Below are 18,396 nucleotides of genomic sequence, written 5' to 3'. Positions count from 1 at the left end.
CACCAATTGCCCCGCTCGTCACGATGAGCTGTCGCCTATTGCTTTGCCGTGTCGCCAGCCGCGGCGTTCTACCGCGCGAGCGGTTTAGTCCAGTGCCCGGAAGCGGACTCCAGCGCATCGCGCTGTCTTGAGGGATCGCAAATAGGAACGCCGGGCCAAGTCGCAGTTAGGCATCTCGCGCCGTCCCTCAGCCAGAGTCGGAGATGCCCCTTACCCCCGATCCATCCGGTGATTTCGCTGAGGCACCGCCCGAAGCTGTTCTATTCGCGATGTTCAGCGGCGGTGACCGTATTGCTTGCAGGGTCGAATGGACCGCATTGAGCGAACGTGCCGCCGCCGATGGCGCCGATCCGAATGACATCGCCGGTACGTTCAAAAGGCATCGGTCGACTATCGAGCAGATTGCCAGCGACCAGTACGACGGCGGCAAGGAGATTCCGGTCGTCCGCACTGAGCAGCTTGTGCCGGCCGGCGGACGGGGCTGAGCCGAGGACGCGATTGCCGGGCTTTCCCGCTTGACCTTTGTCCCGCCATGCGATTTTTGGGTCAGAGAAGCCGGGGCGCCGATGAAACTGTTGACCGAATACTTGGAGCGCGCAGTCAGCCTAGAGAAATTGGCGGCGGGCGAACAGGATTCGACCTTCAAAACCGAGCTATTGAATCAGGCGGCGGCTTATCGAAAGCTGGCGGCAAAGCGCGCCATGGAATACGGACCGCCGCCACCGAGCGTGCCAGAAAAGCCACCGCATCCTTGAATCCACACGGGACGGGTAAGCAGGGATTCGAGCCCTCCCAAGGAGACGCCATGCCTTACTACACAGCAGACCAACCCCGCTGGGAGCGCAACGGCAAGATTCTCGCCGATATCTTATGCGCGCTCTTGCTTGCAGTCTTCTCCATCGTCTTCTTCGGTTGGCTCGGCGGACTGGTCGCCTTTGCTGTTGTCGAAGCTTGCCTGCTCGCAATCGATTGGGTGGTCCCCAGCAAAGGCGATGCGGCAGGCGTGGTTCGTTGAAGTTGCTGACCGACTACACCGAACGTGCGCTGCTCAGTCAGGCCGCTTAATCGTCTCACGTGAGCTTCTGGCAATCCGTACATTTGAAAACACGGACCGCCTTCCCAGAGGGAACGCGGAGGAAGCTGTCCACCCTCAGCAATGGCCCGCCGCAGTGCTGGCAGTTCTCGAACTGCCTGGGCGGGGGTAACTTTGAATCAAGGCGCATCATTCGCGATTCGTCAGCATCCGCAGATAGTCAACGACGATGATCGCGGAAGAGCGTTCCTATAAGAGGGTAGGCGAGGCTCTGCCTTAGCTCATGCGGGGACGAAGCTGACTTGTGACGGCGCGCTGGTCTTGTACGGATTTCTGCGCCGGCCGCCGGGCTTTTAAGTTGCGCTCGTCCAGCTCAGTGACTGTTACGACTTGCTCGGCCCTCCGGGCCAGCTCTTCGTAGTTTGCAGCGTCTCTCTAGTTTCAGGATGCTGACAGTTGTCGGCCTTCGTGCGGAACTCCTCCTCGCGCATATGCCAATACTTCGGAGTGTGCGTTCGCTCGATGCCCATGGCCAACCCCCATTGGACTGTTCCGACTTAACTTAGGTTAAGTCGTCTGGTTCCGGGCTGGCAGGCAGGGGCTTTTCGGACAGGCGGAGCCCCGGCCTACGGGGGGACGACAGGCCGGGGCTACCAAGGTCCTCGCGCCGGTTTTGGCCGGCCCCGGCACGAGCAGGCTCAATCGTGGTGGGTGCGCGGGTTCGTTCCTTGGATTTGCTCATTCCACGGCTCGCAGACCTAAAGCCGTTCTGCGTGGCCATATTGTTGAGGGTGCCATTGAGGCCGCCCTCCGCGCTGCAGCCGTTGTCCCCAAGCGCGAGGAAGATCAGCGTAGTTGCTTTGCGCAAGGGGGCGCGGGTCGCCAACCTGCCGCTCACCCGTTCTGATGCCGCCGAATGGCCCCGAATCATTTGCCGGATGCGATCAAGTGCAACAACGACTAAACGTGGAATGGAAATGACCAAGAACCGAGGGCGGCTCTACGGACGAGCAGCGATTTTGGTCCTCGCCGTAATCGGGCTGGCGCAACCGACTCTCGCCGACGAAGGCGGCATCAGCTTCTGGCTTCCAGGTAATTTCGGCAGCATGGCCGCGGCGCCGGGTGCTCCCGGCTGGTCCTGGGCGACGGTCTACTACCACACCGACGTCGCCTCTGGAGCGGGCCAACAGTTTCCTCGCGGCGGCCGTGTCGACGTCGGCATTTCCGCGCGGCCTATCTCGCCATTTTCGGGCCGACATATACGTTCGCCACGCCGGTCCTCGGCGGCCAGGCCGCGATCAGCGTCCTCGCTATCGGCGGTCGCAACGAGACCTCCGCCGCGCTCTCGCTAACCGGTCCGCTGGGCAACACCATCGGCGTGGACCGAACGCAGGATCTGACCTCCTTCGGCGACGTGATCCCTGAGTTCACGCTGAAATGGAACATGGGGGTCAACAGTCTGATGGTCTACGGCATGGGCGACGTTCCCATCGGGGACTACGCCTCCGCACGCCTCGCCAACCTCGGCATCGGCCACGGCGCGATCGATTTCAGCGGAGGCTACACCTACTTCGACCCCAGGGCCGGCAACGAGTTCTCGTTCGTCACGGGCCTCACCTACAACTTCAAGAACACCGACACGAATTATCAGAACGGCATGGATTTCCACATCGACTGGGCCGCCTCGCACTTCTTCACAAGCAGCTTCAGCTTGGCGTCGTCGGCTACTACTTCCAGCAGGTCACGGACGACTTCGGCGCACCGCCCGTGCTCGGTGGATTTCGCTCGCGGGTGGCCGCCGTCGGTCCGCAGATCGGCTACATCTTTCCGCTCGCCGAAGGGACCCAAGGCTATCTCAATCTGAAGGGCTTCAAGGAGTTCGGGGCGCAGAATAGACCTGAAGGCTGGAACACCTGGCTGACTTTCGCGATCACGCCCGCGGCCGAGCCGCCGCCAGCCGCGAAGCCGCTGACCAGCAAATACTAAAACCACGGAGGCGACGACGATGACATCGATCGATGACGCTGTTGCCGCATCTAAGACCCGAGGACCCGGCCCCCCGCCGGAGACATCGTTCGGGCACTCCTCCGGCCTTCAGCTCATCTATGACAGCGCCCCGATCGGCCTTGCGTTTCTCTCTCCGGATTGCCGGTACGTACACATCAATCAGCGCCTGACCGAGATCTGCGGCATCTCCGTCGCGGGCCACCTCGGACGGACCGTTCGCGAATGCGTGCCGGCCCTTGCGGATGCGGTCGAAGGTATCGTCCGCTCGATCATGGAGACCGGCGAGCCGGTCGTCGGGATCGAAGTCGCAGGCCAACGCGCGGACCAGGTCGAAGAGCGATTTTGGGTGACGTACTGGCATCCCTTCCGTGAACCCAGCGGCGATATCGTCGGGATCAACGTCGCGGCCGAAGAGATCACCGAGCGCAAGCGGGCCGACGCGGTGCTCGCGGCCAACGCCAAGGCCCTCAGAGAAAGCGAGGTACGTTTTCGGGAGCTCGCCGACCACATCAGCCAGTTCGCCTGGACGGCTGACGAGAAGGGCTGGATCAACTGGTACAACAAGCGCTGGCACGACTACACCGGAATGACCCTGGAGGAGATGCAGGGCTGGGACTGGCAGAAGGTGCATCACCCCGATCACGTGGACCGCGTGGTCGAACGCATCCAGCACAGTTTTGCGACGGGAACGCCTTGGGAGGATAGGTTTCCCCTCCGCGGCAAGGACGGTGGCTACCGCTGGTTTCTTTCTCGCGCCCTTGCCCATCCGCGATGCGGCGGGTGAGGTCGTCCGCTGGTTCGGCACCAATACGGACGTGACGGACCAGATCGAGGCGGAGAACAAGCTGCGGATCAGCGTGGAGCGGCAGACCGCTACTGCAGACATCCTGAAAGTGATCGCTGGTTCTCCGTCGGACGTTGGTCCGGTGTTCGAAGCCATCGCCGAACGCTCCAACCGTTTGACTGGAGCCCTCTCGACTGTCGTCCTGCGGGTCGTCGGCGACCTGGTCGAACTCGCCGCCTACACGCCCGTCAGTCCGGAAGCAGATGCGGCGCTGCGTGCCTCGTTTCCGCGGGCCGCCGACACCGACCCGCTGCTCGCGGTGGTGCGCGCCGGGAGGACCGTCAAGATTCCCGACAGTGAGTCCGAACTGGGCGCGCAGGCAGGAGCCCGGGAGATCGGGCGCGCTCGCGGCTTCCGCAGCCTGCTGCTGACGCCGCTACGGCAGGGCGGGGAGGTCATCGGGCTGATCAGCGTGACCCGCAGGGAGCCGGGCAGCTTCGCCGAGCATCATGTCCAGTTGCTGCAAACTTTCGCCGACCAGGCGGTGATCGCGATCGCGAACGTACGCCGGTTCGACCAGTTGCAGGCCAGAACCGCGGAACTGTCGCGCTCGCTCGAGGAGTTACACGCCGCCAAGGACCGCCTTGTCGAGACCGAGAAGCTCGCTTCACTCGGCCAGCTCACCGCTGGCATCGCGCACGAAATCAAGAACCCGCTGAAGTTCGTCATCAACTTCTCGGGGCTCTCGGGAGATCTCCTCGGGGAAATGGGGGACGTGCTCGCCGCGGGCGAAGTGGACCGGAAAACTAAGGATGAGCTGGGCGAGCTCTCGCAGATGCTGAAAGGGAATTTCGAAAAGATCGTGCAGCACGGCAAGCGAGCGGATTCCATCGTGCGAAGCATGCTGCTGCACTCCCACGAAGACTCCGGCGAGCATCACCCCGCAGACGTGAATGCGATCGTCGAGGAGAGCCTGAACCTCGCCTACCACGGCGCCCGGGCGGAGAAGACCGGGTTTGACATCGACGTGGAGCGCCGCTTCGCGCCGACCGCCGGCATGGCCGACATGTATCCGCGCGAGATCACGCGGGTGTTGCTCAACCTGATCTCGAACGGCTTCCATGCCGCGCTCCGGAGAAAGTCGGACGCCGGCGACGGTTTCACCCCTGCCCTGAGCGCCGCGACGGCGGACCTCGGCGACGCGGTGGAAATCCGGATCCGCGACAACGGAGCCGGAATTCCGGACGACCTCCGGGCCAAGATGTTCGTGCCGTTCACCACCAAGCCTGCGGGGGAAGGGACGGGACTGGGCCTGTCGATTAGCCACGACATCGTCGTCAAGCAGCATGGCGGCAGCATCGACGTGGAGACCGAGCCCGGATCCTTCACCGAGTTCATTATCCGGCTCCCACGGAAGCTCGCCGCCTAAAGATTGGAGTGCCCCATGAGTGCGTTCATACTCGTCGTCGACGATGAAACCCTCTTCCGGCAGCACTTCCGGAGAGACCTCCGGTCCGGCCGCTTCGAAATGGAGTTCGCCTAGTCGGCCTCCGAGGCGTTGGCACGCGCCGAGGATGTGTGCGATCCGTCACTGGTGCTGGTGCTCTCCGACATCAACATGCATGAGCGGACTGGAGATGCTTCCCGAACTCCGGGCCCGCCGCCCGGACGTGCCCGTGATCATGATCACCGCCTACGGCGATGCCCAGACCCGGAAGAACGCCCTGGACCGCGGAGCGGACGGGCTGCTGAGCAAGCCGATCGACTTCGCCAAGCTGCGGGAAGAGATCGATAGCCGGCTCGGAGAAGCCGCGTGACACCGCTCGTCCTTGTAGTGGACGACGAGCCAGACCTAGAGGCGCTGGTCCTGCTGAGATTCCGCAAGCAGATCCGCGAGGGGAAGTTCGTGTTCGCGCATGACGGTCTGGAGGCCCTTGAGCTGCTCGAGCGGCAGCGCGATGTCGACATGGTGGTCTCGGATATCAAGATGCCGGGGATGGACGGGCTTTCACTGCTCCGGTAGCTTCAGGAAGCCGAGGCCAAGACGTCCACGGTCATCGTCTCGGCGTTCGGAGACATGGTCAATATCTGAACCGCGCCGATTGACCTCGAGCGGAATACGACGACTTACCATGGTGGCGCACGCGTCGATGCCGTCTTCACGGCCAACCATGTGTATGCGTTCGGATTGATGCCGAGCTGCGCCGGCCTGGACTTTTGCCGCGAGGAGCCTGCGTCAGAAAAGCCGGTCGCTTTAATAGGGGATGTCGAGTTCGATCGACTGTTCTCGCCGACCTTGAGCACGATCAGCGTCCATGGCGACGCAATCGGCCGAACTCGGCAACACTGACGCTCAATAGCCGAGGCGAGGGCCACGTCGACCTGGGATCGACGTGGTCCTGCGTGAGCGGATAGGACTGCTCGGCTAGTCTTCCTTCGTTCCGCTCTCGTGGGGTGCCGCCCATCGAATACCTCCGCTCGGAGATCGAGCGCATGCGCACGCAGATCAGCCTCCAGCGCAAAGAAATCCTTCAGCGGCAGATTCGAAGGGGGTAATCGCCACCAATGTAGCCCCTTGTAGCCCATAAATCCTTCCGTCGCGCGCGCAACGAAAACGCGGGCTACATTTTTCCGCGAAGTTGTTGAAAACCCTGGTGCCGGCTGAGGGGATTGAACCCCCGACCTTCGGTTTACAAAACCGCTGCTCTACCGCTGAGCTAAGCCGGCGACGCCTGGAGAAGCGGGGCAAGGCCGGCCTATGCCGGGGCCGTCCGCCCGTGCGCGCCGCAATACCAGACTTGACCGGAAAGTGCCAGAACCCGCGTCCTCGACGCAGACATGAATCAGGCGGCCCGAAGGCCGCCTGATCTGTCGCGTTCGGTTCAAACCGCCTTACTGGCAGATGTGGCGACGGCCGTCTTGGCCCTTGAACCAGGTGCCGGGCGTGCAGACGAAGCCGTTGCGCTGGGCGTAGGTGCGGGTGTCCCAGCCGCGGTTGTCCCAAGAATTATTCCACGAATTATCCCAGCCATTGTCGTAGGCGTAGGCGTCGTCGGTGGCACGGAACGGGGCGGTTGCGATCGCGCCCGCAGTCCCGATGGCCGCGCCGGCCACGCCAGCGGCTGCTCCGACTGCGCCGGCGGCGACGTCGGTCGGCCAGAAGCCGGTGCGGCTCCTGTTCCAGTCGTTATTCCAATCGCCGTTGTTGGTCTGGCGATAGGACACGCGACGATGCCGATAGCCGCTATCGGTGTACGGATTTCCCGGTCCGACGTTCTGGCAGTTGGCGTTGGGGAATTGCGCCGCGCAGCGGCCGGGATTGGTGATCACGGCCTGCGCCATGGCAGAGCCCGTCACCAAGGTCGCCGCAATCGCCGTGGCTCCGAGAAGTTTGATGTTCATGATTGTTTGGCTCCCGTTTTGTTGACGGGGGCTAAATGCCGAGGGCGCCGGACGTTCCGCCGAAACCGGCGGATTTTTGTCAGCAACAGTCAAACGGAAGTGAGCACGCGCCTTGGTTCCGGACTGCTGGATCCGGCGGCGTTAATGCTTCACTAGTTCGCTTTAGAGGATTTGAGCGGCGCGGAATCGTTACACATTAGGCTTACCGGCAATTGGTGAGAGGGCCTTAACCCTCTCTGCGTCGCCATCGGGTAGGTTGTCGCCGGATAAATGGGATCCCCTTATGCGCGTTGTGGCGCTCGCTGCCTTTCTGATCGGACTGCCCGCGACGGCGTTTGCCGGCGGCGGCTTCGATATCGTCGTTCCCGGCCGGCCGGGCGTGCCCATCATCATCAACAACATCGACGCGTCCTATGCCGTGATCGAGGGGACCTGGGGCTTGGGGAAGAACGTCCAGGTGCAGCCCACGATCTATGGCGGACGCTATGTCGCCGAGCGCCAGCCCACGGACGTCGGCCACTACTACCCGACGCTGGGCCTGCGGCCCGGCTATGGCCGGCTCGAGGTCGAACCGCCCGCGAACCGCAAATTGCCCAAGCCGCCCGATAGCTATCACCAGAGCTGGGGCGCCCAATCGGCGCCGCTGCCGCCGCAGATGGACGTGCCCGTCAATCCGCCGCCGGTGATCCTCGCGCCTGAGATCAACGACTATCCGCGGCGTCCTCGGCCGCGGCCGCGTGCAGAGATGCCCGGCAAGCCGCCGGGTTAAGAAACGACAAATCCAAAAAACGGAAATCAACAGGAGAGAGTAATGCGTCAGACGATTTCGGGACTGGTCGCGGCGGCTGCCGTGATGTTCATCGGGGCCGCGCCCGCTGCGGCCTGCGGCTTCGATCCGTGCCAGCCGGTCGCGCCGGTCTATTCCGGCTGTAACACCGGCTGCGGCGGTTATGGGGCCGGCTACGGCTACGGCGCCTATGAGCGTCTCGCCGAGCCCACCACGCAATATTATCACGTCAACCAGGGCCCGACCTACACCGGCCCGGGCGCTTTCGCGCCGTATCCGACCTACCGTGAGGACGCGGTGGTTGCGCCCGCCAATTACGGCTACGGCCGTGGCTATGGCTATGGGCACGGCTATGGCTATCGTGCCGCCGCGGTCGAAGCGCCGGCCGCCTATCCCTACCGCCGCCCGTATTACCGTCCGTATCGCTACGGCTACGGCCCGCGTGCCGGCTATCTGCCGCGCACGCATTACGGCTACGGTCCGCGCTACGGCTACGCCCCGCGCCATGCGCCGTATTATGGCGGCCACCGCGTGCTGCGCCGCTATTACTGATCGCTTGATCGGTTGAGCCAACGAGACGCCCGTCCGCGATGCGGACGGGCGCTTTGTTTTGTTACCGCTTCATCAGCCCGAGCCGGCTCGCGCCGACATAGAGCGAGAGCACGGCGGCATTCGAGACGTTGAGGCTCTTGATCTCTCCGGGCATGTCGAGCCGCGCCACGACGCTGCAGGTCTCGCGTGTCAACTGCCGCAGGCCCTTGCCTTCCGCGCCCAGCACCAGCGCGAGCGGCTCGCGCAGGGTGACCTCAGAGAGATCCGCACTGCCTTCACTGTCCAGCCCGACGGTCTGGAAGCCGAGCTCGTTCAGCGTGGTCAGTGCGCGGGCGAGGTTTTGCACCGTCACCATCGGGACCAGCTCCAGCGCGCCGGAGGCGGCCTTGGCCAGCACGCCGGTCGCTTCCGGACTGTGGCGCGCGGTGGTGACGATCGCCTTCACCGCAAACGCCGCCGCCGAGCGCAGGATGGCGCCGACATTGTGCGGGTCGGTGATCTGGTCGAGCACCAGCACGATGCCGTCCTGCTCCAGATCCTCGATGTCGGGCGAGGGCAGGGGATCGGCCTCGGCCAGCAGGCCCTGGTGCACGGCGTCGGGCGACAGCAGCCGGTCGATCTCCTGGGGCCGGACGATCTCGGGCGTGACCGGGATCGCGATGTTCTCGTCCGCCAGACGCCTTGCGGCGTTCTCGGTCAGCGTCAGCTTACGGATCTGCCGCTGGGGGTTGGCGAGCGCCATGGAGACGGTGTGCCAGCCATAGAGGATGACAGGCCCGTCGGCGTCCGAATCGCGATCGCGGCGGGCCGGGCGACCGGCCGATTTTCCGGGCCTGTTGAAGGGCTTAGACCCGCCGCGGGGGCCCCTCGGGTTGAATTTTCGATCCTTCATGGGCTCGCTTGTGTCACGGGTCCCGGAATATGGCAATTTGGGTGGTGTCGGGGGCGATTTTAGCTGTTCGCCTCGGTTGACTTTACCCCATCGCTTCGCCGATAACCGCGCCCGGTCGCGCCCCCATCCGGGCTGTCGCGGCCTTCACGTTCCATGGCCGTCTTCGGTCGCCGGCAAGGTCCGGCCCGATTGTGCTGCCGTCGAGCGGGGGAGTGTCCCGAGTGGCAAAGGGAGCTGACTGTAAATCAGCCGCCTTATGGCTTCGCAGGTTCGAGTCCTGCCTCCCCCACCAGCCTTCGCTCGCTTCGCGAGCTACGGCTCGGCAAGCCGGCACCGATGGTCATGGCGCGAAGTGAGCGAAGGCTGTCGCGCCGCAGCCCGGAGGGCGCAGGCGGACTGGGTAAGCGCGCAAGTCACCCCATCATCTCCCGCACCATCGGCACCACCTTCCGCCCGTAGAGCTCGATGCTCTTCATCAGCTTCCCATGCGGCAGCGGGCCCGCCGAATACTTCAGCTGAAACCGCGAAATGCCGAGCGCCTTTGCCGTCTTGGCGATCTTGCGCGCGACCGTCTCGGGCGAGCCGACATAGAGCGAGCCGTGCTCGGCCTCGTTCACGAACTCGTCGCGGCCCATCGGTGGCCAGCCGCGTTCCCTGCCGATGCGGTCGCGCATCGCCTTGTAGTCGGGCCACAGCTCCTCGCGCGCCTGTTCGTCGGTCTCGGCGACATAGCCTGGCGAGTGCACGCCGATCGGCTGTGCCGGGCGGCCGAACTCCCTGAACGCGCGGTGATAGAGCTCGACGAAGGGCGCGAAGCGCGCGGGATCGCCGCCGATGATCGCGAGCATCAAGGGCAAGTCGTAATGCGCCGCGCGCACCACCGATTGCGGACTGCCGCCGACGCCGATCCAGGTCTTGAGCGTGCCGTTCTCGACCGGGGGATAGACCAGCTGCCCGTTCAGCGGCGGACGCAGCTTGCCTTCCCAGGTCACCGGCTTCTGCGACAGCAGTGCCGCGAACAGATCGAGCTTCTCCTCGAACAGCGCCTCGTAAGCCCGCAGGTCGAAACCGAACAGTGGAAAGGACTCGGTGAACGAGCCGCGGCCGAGGATCACCTTCGCACGTCCGTTCGAGAGCGCGTCCAGCGTGGCAAAGCGCTGGAAGACGCGGATTGGATCGTCCGAGCTCAGCACCGTCACGGCCGAGCCGAGATGGATGCGCCTGGTTCGCGACGCGATGGCGGCCAGCACGGTCTCAGGGGAGGAGATCGCGAAGTCGGCGCGGTGATGCTCGCCGAGGCCGATGAAGTCGAGGCCGAGCTCGTCGGCGAGCACCGCCTCGTCGACGACGTTGCGGATCACCTGTGCGTGCGGAAGCATCGCGCCGGAGGCGTCCCTGGTGACGTCGCCAAAGGTGTCCAGTCCGAATTCGAGCGTTGCGGTCATTGATGAGGTCTCTGCGGGCGCGGCTTTCGCGCCTGTCACTGGGGAGGGGATTGCTTTGGTTGGAGCTAAGCAGCAGGGACTGGCGCGCAATGCTGCTTCGAGAAACCCATTGTTTCCCTTTTTCATGGTGTCGGGGGGCCCGCCGCCCGCGGCTTCAGTCGGACCTGGCGAACATCTCGACCAGGGTGTCGCGCAGCCAGCGCTGCGCCGGTACGGTGTCGTTGCGCTGGTGCCAGAACAGGCTGACGATGCGCGGCGGCGCCTTGAGCGGAAGCGGCATGGCGTGCAGGAACGGCGCGTGCCGGGATTGCGAGCGCAAATCGCTCGGCAGCACGGCGATCAGGTCGGACTGGCGCACGATTTCGTAGGCGGCGCTATAGTGATTGACGGTCGCGACCACGTTGCGCGACAGCCCGCGCGAGGCGAGGAAGAGGTCGTAGGACGGCAAGGTCTTGCCGGCGAGGCTCACATCGACATGCCCCGCGTTGAGGAAGCTGCGCGTGCTCAGCCGCTTCATCGCCGCGAGCGGATGGCTGCGCCGCATGAAGCAGGCGTAGTCGACGGTCCACAGCGAGCGCGAGCGGATGGCGGCCGGCTGCTGCGCCTCGTTGACATAGACGCTGAGGACGCAATCAACGCGATTGTCCTCGAGCTGGTCGGCGATCTCCAAAATGGTGTTGGGAACGGTGTGGATTCGCGCCTTGGGCGCGACCTTGCCGAAATGGTTCAGCAGGTTTGGCATCACCAGCGAGGCGACGTAATCCGACATCGACAGGCTGAACTCGGTCTGAGCACGGTGCGGATCGAACACCTGCTCGTCGAGCGCGCCGCGGACGGTTTCGAGCGCTTCGCCGATCGGCTCCCACAGCACCACGGCGAGCTGGGTCGGACGGATGCCGGTGCCGGACCTGACGAACAGGGGATCGCCGAGCGCGTCCCGCCAGGCGTGCGAGCGCATTGCTGACCGCCGGCTGCGTCATCAGAAGCGCGTTGGCGGCGCGCGTGACGCTGCCCTCGGTCATCAGGGCCTCGAACACTTTCAGCAGGTTGAGGTCGAGCGAGCGAAACGACAGAACATTCACCCAATGATGTACTAGATCATGATTATAAATTATGACGATAATATCTCCTTGTCTATGGTTCGCCCGGGAATGAGCGGAGTGCCGGGCCGCCAGACAGAGGGGGACTTTCATGTCGATGATCTCGGCGCGGATCGAGCGCCTTCCATTCGCACGCTTCCACGGGCATCTGCTGCTGATGGGCGGGCTCGGCTACATGTTCGACGCGATGGACGCAGCCGTGCTGGCGTTCATCCTGCCGGTGCTGCGCACGACCTGGAATCTGTCGAGCGTCCAGATCGGCGTGCTCGGCAGCAGCACCTATATCGGCTTCCTGTTCGGCGCGCTGCTGGCGGGCACGCTGGGTGACCTGATCGGCCGTCGCGCGGTGATGATGTCGGCGCTGGCACTCTATTGCGTCGCATCCATCGTCAGCGCTGCGGTGAACGACTGGTCGTCCTTCTTCGCCGCGCGCGTCGTCGCGGGCATGGGCACCGGCGCGGAGAGCGCGATCATTGCGCCCTATCTGGCGGAATTCGTCGCACGGCGTTACCGCGGCAGCTTTACCGGCGCGCTGGCCGGATTCTTCTCCTTCGGTTTCGTCGCGGCGGCCTTGCTCGGCTATTTCATCGTGCCCGCCTCTGAGAACGGCTGGCGCATCGTACTGGTGATCACCGCGGTGCCGGTCGTCATGCTGCTGTGGTGGCGCAGGGCGCTGCCGGAATCGCCGCGCTGGCTGGAAAGCCGGGGCCGGGAGAAGGAAGCCGCAGCCGTGCTGGACAGGATCGAGGCCGGATTTGCGAGCCAAGGCCATGTCCTGCCGCAACCGGTCGTCGAAATCACGGCGCCTGCCGTGACTGGTGGTACGCTGCTTGCCAATTTCGCCGCGCTCCTCGCCGGCCGCCAGGCGCGCATCACCATTATGACCTGGATCATGTGGCTTACGATCACGTTCAGCTACTATTCCTTCTTCGTCTGGATCCCCGGCCTTCTGGTCCAGAACGGCATGAGCATCACCAAGAGCTTCGCCTATTCGATCGCGATCTATTGCGCGCAAATTCCCGGCTATTTCAGCGCTGCGTACTTCAACGAGCGCATCGGCCGGCAGGCGACGATTGCCTCCTACATGGTGCTCGGCGGCGCCAGCGCGCTTGGACTTGCATTCGCGCAGAGCGATCAGCACATCATGGTCGCCGGAATCTTGCTGTCCTTCTTCATGAACGGCACCTATGCGGGGGTCTATGCCTATACCGCCGAGGTATTTCCGACGGCCGTCAGAACCACCGGCGCCGGGCTCGCCTCCGCGATCGGCCGCATCGGTGCGATCGTCTCGCCGATCCTGGTCGGCTATCTCTATCCCAATTTCGGCTTCGCCGGCGTGTTCGGCCTCACCACGAGCGTGCTGCTGTTAGGCGCGCTCACCGTGGTGCTGATGGGCGTGCCGACACGCGGCCGTTCGCTGGAAGAGATCGCGGCAGGCGAAGTCGCATGAGGGAGACGAAACACCGATCCGATCCGCTGCTCTGCGCGGTGGCGGCCGCGCAGGGCAGGGCGGATCAGCCGGATGCCCTGTACTCGGCGCTGGACGGCGCCCTGAAGTCGGCGATCGGGCACAAGCTGTTCACGATCCTGACCTATGACGACGACACGAGGGAAGCCGCGCGGGTGTATTCCAATCTGCCCGGACCTTACCCCGCGGGCGGCCGCAAACGCCTGGCGCCGGGGCCGTGGACCGAGGCCGTGCTCGACCGCGGCGAGGCCTATATCGGCCGCACCCGGGACGATCTGCGCGAGGTGTTCTCCGATCACGAGCTGATCGCTTCGCTCGGCTGCGAAAGCGTGCTCAACATGCCCGTGCGCTGGCGCGGGCGCACACTCGGCTCGCTCAATCTGCTCCATGAGGCAGGCTGGTACGGCAAGGACGATGTCGCTGCGTGTCTCCCATTCGCCCAGTTCGCCTTGCCCGCGCTGCTCATCCAGTCCTGATAAGACAGGAAGTCGTCATGTCCCGTGTGCTCTTCAAGAACGCCGCTCTGCTCGATCCGCTTCAGCCGGACCTCCTGGAGGGACATCACGTGCTGGTCGAGGACGGTCTGATCAAGGAGGTCTCCGATCGGCCGCTCCAAGTGGAAACCGACCGCACCGTCGATCTGAAGGGCAAGACGCTGATGCCCGGCCTGATCGACCTGCATGTGCATGCGATCGCCGTCGAGCTCAATCTGGCGCAGCAGGTGCACATGCCGAACGTGCTGGTGACGCTGCGCTCAACGCTGCTGCTGCGCGGCATGCTGCGGCGGGGCTTCACCACCGTGCGCGACGCCGGCGGCGCCGGCCATGCGCTGAAGCAGGCGATCGAGACCGGTCTCACCGACGGTCCGCGGCTGTTCGTCTCGGGACGTGCGCTCAGCCAGACCGGCGGCCACGGCGACATGCGGGCCCGCTCGGATTATCTTGCCAGCGACGCACCGTGCCCCTGCTGCGTGCGTGTCGGCGCGCTGGCGCGCGTTGCCGATGGTGTCGACGGCGTGCGCAGGGCGGCGCGCGAGGAACTGCAGATGGGCGCCGACCAGATCAAGATCATGGCCTCCGGCGGCGTTGCTTCACCGACCGATCCGGTCGGCGCCTTCGGCTACTCCGAGGACGAGATCCGCGCCATCGTCGAAGAGGCGCGCGGGCGTCAGACCTATGTGCTCGCCCACGCTTACACCGCTGCCGCGATCGAACGGGCGGTGCGCTGCGGGGTGCGCACCATCGAGCACGGCAATTTGGTCGATGCTCCGACCGCGCAGCTGATGGCCGAGAAGGGCGCCTATGTGGTGCCGACGCTCGTCACCTACGAGGCGCTGGCTAACGAGGGTGCCCAATATGGCCTGCCGCCCGAAAGCGTTGCCAAGATCGCCGATGTCCGCGACGCGGGCCTGCGTTCGCTCACGATCTACCGCGACGCCGGCGTGAAGATGGGGTTCGGCAGCGACCTGCTCGGACCGTCGCAGCGTCTGCAGAGCGACGAGTTCCGCATCCGTGCCGAGATTCTCGGTCCCCGCGCCGTCATCGCCAGCGCGACATTGGTCGGCGCCGAGGTGCTCGGCATGGCCGGCAAGCTCGGCCGCATCATGCCCGAAGCCATTGCGGACCTGCTCGTGGTCGATGGCAATCCGCTGCGCGACGTGGCCTGCCTACTCGGCCAGGGCGAGCACATCCCGATGGTGATGAAGGCAGGCAAGGTCCAGTTCGACCGGCTGGGGGCGCGCAACTAATCCTATTTCGAGATGCGCACGACCATCTTGCCAAGCGCCCCGCGCGTCTGCATCGTCCTGAACGCTTCCCGGAAATCATTCAGCGCGAAGATGCGACCGACCACAGGCTTCAGCTGGCAGTCGACCAACCAGGCCGTCAGCTCCGACATCAGGCGCTTCTGCACCTCGGGCTCGCGGATTGGAAGCTGCGCGAGGTCGACGCCGAGCAGGGCGCCGCCCTTCAGCAGTGGCAGGTTGAATGGCAATGCAGGGATCGCGCCGGCGGCAAAACCGACCACGAGATGACGGCCGCGCCAGGCGATGGAGCGAAAGGCCTGTACTGAGACTTCGCCGCCGACAGGGTCGAAGATCACGTCTGCGCCGCGTCCTGAGGTCAATTCCTTCAGCGTGTCGCGCCAGTTGGTCTGCGTGTAGTCCACCACGGCGTCGGCGCCGTGCTGTCGCGCGAACGCGCGCTTGTCTGGTGTCGATGCCGCTGCGATCACACGGGCGCCGAGCAGCCTGCCAATCTGGACGGCCGCGATTCCCGTGCCGCCCGCTGCGCCCAGCACCAGAAGCTGTTCGCCTGCGCCGAGCGACGCGCGCGCACTCAGCGCATAGAGGGCGGTCAGGTAATTGGCACGAAACGAAGCGGCGACCTCCGCCGCGACGCTGTCCGGCAGGGGATAGAGCGCTTCGGGGGTGACGACGATCTCTTCGGCAAGCGCGCCCGAGCGCGTCATCCCCATTACGCGCATCCCGGGTTGATAGCCGCCCGGTGCGCCGGGGGCTTCGTCCACGATGCCTGCGAATTCGGTTCCGGGAATGAAGGGCAGGGGATCCTTGGTCTGATAGCGCCCCTCCATCTTCAAACCGTCCACAAATCCGATTCCTGCAGCCTCTACCCGGACACGCAGCTGTCCGGGTCCGATGTGTGGAGACGGAACGTCCTTCAGGGCGATTTGATCGATCGGCGCGTATTGCTCGACGACGACGGCTTTCATGTCGGACCTCTGTTGTCCAGTTATGCTGACAGGTCTCGACACCAGCCTCTTGTGTCTTACCGCCACATTCCGCGCATCCGCGCCCCGATGTCGACCTTCGGCCCCTGCGCCGCCGTGCGGGCCGCGCTTGCCCCAGCCTTCGGCCAAGCGGTGCGCTCGAACAGATAGACCAGCGGCTCCGGGATGAAGCGGGTGCGCGAGGCGTAGACGTGGCGGTCGCCCTTGGCTTGCTGGCCGTGGGTGAAGAAGCGCTGCGGCACCACGAGGTGCAGGTCGTCTTTGGCGCGCGTCATCGCGACATAGAGCAGGCGGCGTTCCTCCTCAAGCTCGGCGCTGGTGCCGGCGCCGAGATCCGACGGCATGCAGCCGTCGACGACGTTGAGCACGAACACCGATTTCCACTCCTGGCCCTTGGCGGAGTGGATGGTGGAGAGGATCAGATAGTCCTCGTCGCGCAAGGGCGGCCCGGATTTGTCGCTGGTCGCATCCGGCGGATCGAGCGTGAGCTCGGTCAGGAATTTCTCGCGCGAGGCATAGCCGCTCGAGATCTGCTCGAGCTGCATCAGATCGGCGCGGCGGGTCTCGGAATCCTCGTGGAGGCGATCGAGATGCGGTTCGTACCAGAGCCGCACGCGTTCGAGATCGGCCGGCCATTCCGAATAGCGCAAATTTTCGATGGTGCGGACGAAGCCGGTCCAGTCCGCGCCGGTGCGGGGCGGCACCGGGAGCTGGCCGAGCGCGGCGAGCGGATCGGAGCTTTCCGCCATCTGATCGAGCACACGCTGCGCGGTCGCAGGTCCGATGCCCGGCAAGAGATGCAGGATGCGAAATCCCGCGACGCGGTCGCGCGGATTTTCGGTGAAGCGCAGCAGCGCGAGCACGTCCTTGACATGCGCGGCATCGAGAAATTTCAGCCCGCCGAACTTGACGAACGGGATGTTGCGGCGGGTCAGCTCGATCTCCAGCGGGCCCGAATGCGAGGAGGTCCGGAACAGCACTGCCTGGTGCTTCAGGAGCGCGCCTTGCTCGCGGTTGGCCAGGACTTCCTCGACGATGTAACGGGCCTGGTCGGTCTCATCGTGCACGGTGACGAGCTGCGGCTTTTGCGCGGAGCTGCGGTCGGTCCAGAGGTTTTTTGTGAAGCGCTCGCGCGCCAGGCCGATGACGCCGTTCGCCGCCGCCAGCACGGGTTGCGTCGAGCGGTAATTGCGGTCGAGTGTGATCATCTCGGCGCGGGGCGAGAAGCTCTGCGGAAAATCCAGAATGTTGCGGACCGTGGCGGCGCGGAACGAATAGATCGACTGCGCGTCGTCACCGACGACGGTGAGGCCGCGTCCGTCCGGCTTCAGCGCCAGCAGGACCGAGGATTGCAGGCGGTTGGTGTCCTGATATTCGTCGACCAAGACGTGATCGAAGCGGCCGCCGATTTCTTCCGCGATCAGCGCATCGCTCATCATCTGCGACCAGTAGAGCAGCAGGTCGTCGTAATCCAGCACGTGCTGGGCCTGCTTGGCCTCGACATAGGCCGCGAACAGGCCCTTCAGCTCGTCCGCCCAGCCTGCGCACCAGGGATAGTGCGCCCCCAACACCTTCTCGATCTCCATCTCGGCATTGACGCAGCGCGAGTAGATCGACAGGCAGGTGCCTTTGGCGGGAAAGCGGCACTCCGTCTTCGACAATCCGCGCTCGTGCCGGACCAGATTCATCAGGTCGGCGGAATCCTCGCGGTCGTGGATGGTGAAGGCAGGATCGACGCCGATCCGCTCGGCATATTCGCGCAGCAACCGTGCGCCGATGCCGTGGAACGTGCCGGCCCAGGTGAGCGCGTCGCGCATGATCGCGGCATTGTTCTCGCCGAGCACTTTTCGGGCGATGCGCTCGACCCGGCCGGCCATCTCGGCCGCGGCGCGGCGCGAGAACGTCATCAAGAGGATACGGCGCGGATCGCTGCCCGCGACGATCAAATGCGCGACGCGGTGGGCCAGCGTGTTGGTCTTGCCGGAGCCCGCACCGGCGATGACGAGCAGGGGCGCGCCCACGGTCGCACCATCGGCCACGCCATGCTCCACGGCGCGGCGTTGCTCCGCATTGAGCGTGTCCAGATATGTCGCCACGAATCGCCCCGGTGAAACAGCCAGAGTCGGCGATCCCGCTGCGAATCGCAATGCGTCTGGACGGGACCGATGTTAAGACCTA

The 18,396-nt window shown here is 64.7% G+C and carries 15 protein-coding genes, 2 tRNA genes and 4 pseudogenes; 14 read left to right on the top strand and 7 right to left on the bottom strand.

The window, feature by feature from the left end; genetic code table 11:
* Nucleotides 1-203 precede the first annotated feature (203 nt).
* The 8 genes and pseudogenes from ACIPUD_RS12365 to ACIPUD_RS12330 all read left to right on the top strand — a co-directional run.
* Nucleotides 204-485, top strand: coding sequence for a DUF1488 family protein (locus ACIPUD_RS12365; RefSeq protein WP_377787573.1), 282 nt, complete (start codon nucleotides 204-206; stop codon nucleotides 483-485).
* Nucleotides 486-566: 81 nt separating this feature from the next.
* The gene (locus tag ACIPUD_RS12360) at nucleotides 567-755 is read left to right on the top strand and encodes a hypothetical protein (protein ID WP_446480738.1); all 189 of its coding nucleotides are present in this window, start codon (nucleotides 567-569) and stop codon (nucleotides 753-755) included.
* A 50-nt stretch (nucleotides 756-805) separates the two neighbouring features.
* The gene (locus ACIPUD_RS12355; RefSeq protein WP_446480737.1) at nucleotides 806-1,015 is read left to right on the top strand and encodes a hypothetical protein; all 210 of its coding nucleotides are present in this window, start codon (nucleotides 806-808) and stop codon (nucleotides 1,013-1,015) included.
* Nucleotides 1,016-2,165: 1,150 nt separating this feature from the next.
* A pseudogene (locus tag ACIPUD_RS12350) lies at nucleotides 2,166-3,019 on the top strand (SphA family protein).
* Between the two features lie 19 nt (nucleotides 3,020-3,038).
* Complete coding sequence (locus ACIPUD_RS12345) at nucleotides 3,039-3,824, top strand: PAS domain-containing protein (protein WP_446480736.1); 786 nt, start codon at nucleotides 3,039-3,041, stop codon at nucleotides 3,822-3,824.
* Nucleotides 3,769-5,253: an ATP-binding protein gene (locus ACIPUD_RS12340; RefSeq protein WP_446480735.1), complete on the top strand. Its 1,485-nt coding sequence runs from the start codon at nucleotides 3,769-3,771 to the stop codon at nucleotides 5,251-5,253. The genes ACIPUD_RS12345 and ACIPUD_RS12340 overlap by 56 nt, the downstream gene beginning before the upstream one ends.
* A gap of 15 nt (nucleotides 5,254-5,268) precedes the next feature.
* Nucleotides 5,269-5,641: pseudogene (locus ACIPUD_RS12335) on the top strand (response regulator).
* Nucleotides 5,638-5,913, top strand: a pseudogene (locus ACIPUD_RS12330) (response regulator); the annotation flags it as partial. The pseudogenes ACIPUD_RS12335 and ACIPUD_RS12330, both read left to right, overlap by 4 nt.
* A 563-nt stretch (nucleotides 5,914-6,476) precedes the next feature.
* On the opposite strand, the gene ACIPUD_RS12325 reads toward ACIPUD_RS12330, so the two are convergent.
* Nucleotides 6,477-6,551, bottom strand: a tRNA-Thr gene (locus ACIPUD_RS12325).
* Between the two features lie 165 nt (nucleotides 6,552-6,716).
* A complete protein-coding gene (locus tag ACIPUD_RS12320; RefSeq protein ID WP_446480734.1) occupies nucleotides 6,717-7,226 on the bottom strand; it encodes a hypothetical protein in 510 nt (169 codons plus the stop codon).
* A 283-nt stretch (nucleotides 7,227-7,509) separates the two neighbouring features.
* On the opposite strand from ACIPUD_RS12320, the gene ACIPUD_RS12315 reads away from it, so the two are divergent.
* Together ACIPUD_RS12315 and ACIPUD_RS12310 are read left to right on the top strand one after the other, a co-directional pair.
* The gene (locus ACIPUD_RS12315; protein ID WP_446480733.1) at nucleotides 7,510-7,995 is read left to right on the top strand and encodes a hypothetical protein; all 486 of its coding nucleotides are present in this window, start codon (nucleotides 7,510-7,512) and stop codon (nucleotides 7,993-7,995) included.
* 42 nt (nucleotides 7,996-8,037) lie between these two features.
* The gene (locus ACIPUD_RS12310; RefSeq protein WP_446480732.1) at nucleotides 8,038-8,565 is read left to right on the top strand and encodes a hypothetical protein; all 528 of its coding nucleotides are present in this window, start codon (nucleotides 8,038-8,040) and stop codon (nucleotides 8,563-8,565) included.
* A gap of 61 nt (nucleotides 8,566-8,626) precedes the next feature.
* Here ACIPUD_RS12310 and rlmB read toward each other — a convergent pair whose 3' ends face one another.
* Nucleotides 8,627-9,457 carry a 23S rRNA (guanosine(2251)-2'-O)-methyltransferase RlmB gene (rlmB, locus tag ACIPUD_RS12305; RefSeq protein WP_446480731.1) on the bottom strand — a complete coding sequence of 277 codons (831 nt, stop codon included), beginning with the start codon at nucleotides 9,455-9,457 and terminating at the stop codon, nucleotides 8,627-8,629.
* A gap of 206 nt (nucleotides 9,458-9,663) precedes the next feature.
* On the opposite strand from rlmB, the gene ACIPUD_RS12300 reads away from it, so the two are divergent.
* Nucleotides 9,664-9,749 (top strand) — tRNA-Tyr (locus tag ACIPUD_RS12300).
* 121 nt (nucleotides 9,750-9,870) lie between these two features.
* On the opposite strand, the gene ACIPUD_RS12295 is transcribed toward ACIPUD_RS12300, so the two are convergent.
* Together ACIPUD_RS12295 and ACIPUD_RS12290 are read right to left on the bottom strand one after the other, a co-directional pair.
* Nucleotides 9,871-10,902 carry an LLM class flavin-dependent oxidoreductase gene (locus tag ACIPUD_RS12295; protein ID WP_446480730.1) on the bottom strand — a complete coding sequence of 344 codons (1,032 nt, stop codon included), beginning with the start codon at nucleotides 10,900-10,902 and terminating at the stop codon, nucleotides 9,871-9,873.
* A gap of 154 nt (nucleotides 10,903-11,056) precedes the next feature.
* A pseudogene (locus ACIPUD_RS12290) lies at nucleotides 11,057-11,924 on the bottom strand (LysR family transcriptional regulator).
* A gap of 169 nt (nucleotides 11,925-12,093) precedes the next feature.
* Between ACIPUD_RS12290 and ACIPUD_RS12285 the strand changes: the two are divergent.
* The 3 genes from ACIPUD_RS12285 to ACIPUD_RS12275 are packed head-to-tail and all read left to right on the top strand — an operon-like array spanning nucleotide 12,094 to nucleotide 15,217.
* On the top strand, nucleotides 12,094-13,452 hold the full coding sequence (locus ACIPUD_RS12285; protein ID WP_085361851.1) for an MFS transporter: 1,359 nt from the start codon (nucleotides 12,094-12,096) through the stop codon (nucleotides 13,450-13,452).
* Nucleotides 13,449-13,946: a GAF domain-containing protein gene (locus tag ACIPUD_RS12280; protein WP_085351213.1), complete on the top strand. Its 498-nt coding sequence runs from the start codon at nucleotides 13,449-13,451 to the stop codon at nucleotides 13,944-13,946. The genes ACIPUD_RS12285 and ACIPUD_RS12280 overlap by 4 nt, the downstream gene beginning before the upstream one ends.
* Before the next feature lie 17 nt (nucleotides 13,947-13,963).
* Nucleotides 13,964-15,217, top strand: coding sequence for an amidohydrolase family protein (locus ACIPUD_RS12275; RefSeq protein ID WP_446480729.1), 1,254 nt, complete (start codon nucleotides 13,964-13,966; stop codon nucleotides 15,215-15,217).
* 2 nt (nucleotides 15,218-15,219) lie between these two features.
* Here the strand turns inward: ACIPUD_RS12275 and ACIPUD_RS12270 are convergent, their stop codons facing one another.
* Entirely contained in the window at nucleotides 15,220-16,200 is a 981-nt protein-coding gene (locus ACIPUD_RS12270; RefSeq protein WP_446480750.1) for an NADPH:quinone oxidoreductase family protein, read from the bottom strand.
* A gap of 56 nt (nucleotides 16,201-16,256) precedes the next feature.
* Nucleotides 16,257-18,314: an ATP-dependent helicase gene (locus ACIPUD_RS12265; RefSeq protein ID WP_446480728.1), complete on the bottom strand. Its 2,058-nt coding sequence runs from the start codon at nucleotides 18,312-18,314 to the stop codon at nucleotides 16,257-16,259.
* Nucleotides 18,315-18,396 lie beyond the last annotated feature (82 nt).

It is taken from the genome of Bradyrhizobium sp. CAR08, assembly GCF_052871955.1.
The sequence above is the reverse complement of the archived record's forward strand: the minus strand, read 5'-3'. Positions and strand labels throughout refer to the sequence as shown.

Coding starts and splice junctions, on each gene's coding strand:
- ACIPUD_RS12355 (WP_446480737.1), top strand. CDS start 806: ATGCCTTACTACACAGCAGACCAACCCCGCTGGGAGCGCAACGGCAAG.
- ACIPUD_RS12270 (WP_446480750.1), bottom strand. CDS start 16,200: ATGAAAGCCGTCGTCGTCGAGCAATACGCGCCGATCGATCAAATCGCC.
- rlmB (WP_446480731.1), bottom strand. CDS start 9,457: ATGAAGGATCGAAAATTCAACCCGAGGGGCCCCCGCGGCGGGTCTAAG.
- ACIPUD_RS12315 (WP_446480733.1), top strand. CDS start 7,510: ATGCGCGTTGTGGCGCTCGCTGCCTTTCTGATCGGACTGCCCGCGACG.
- ACIPUD_RS12285 (WP_085361851.1), top strand. CDS start 12,094: ATGTCGATGATCTCGGCGCGGATCGAGCGCCTTCCATTCGCACGCTTC.
- ACIPUD_RS12295 (WP_446480730.1), bottom strand. CDS start 10,902: ATGACCGCAACGCTCGAATTCGGACTGGACACCTTTGGCGACGTCACC.
- ACIPUD_RS12310 (WP_446480732.1), top strand. CDS start 8,038: ATGCGTCAGACGATTTCGGGACTGGTCGCGGCGGCTGCCGTGATGTTC.
- ACIPUD_RS12275 (WP_446480729.1), top strand. CDS start 13,964: ATGTCCCGTGTGCTCTTCAAGAACGCCGCTCTGCTCGATCCGCTTCAG.
- ACIPUD_RS12360 (WP_446480738.1), top strand. CDS start 567: ATGAAACTGTTGACCGAATACTTGGAGCGCGCAGTCAGCCTAGAGAAA.
- ACIPUD_RS12345 (WP_446480736.1), top strand. CDS start 3,039: ATGACATCGATCGATGACGCTGTTGCCGCATCTAAGACCCGAGGACCC.
- ACIPUD_RS12320 (WP_446480734.1), bottom strand. CDS start 7,226: ATGAACATCAAACTTCTCGGAGCCACGGCGATTGCGGCGACCTTGGTG.
- ACIPUD_RS12280 (WP_085351213.1), top strand. CDS start 13,449: ATGAGGGAGACGAAACACCGATCCGATCCGCTGCTCTGCGCGGTGGCG.
- ACIPUD_RS12365 (WP_377787573.1), top strand. CDS start 204: ATGCCCCTTACCCCCGATCCATCCGGTGATTTCGCTGAGGCACCGCCC.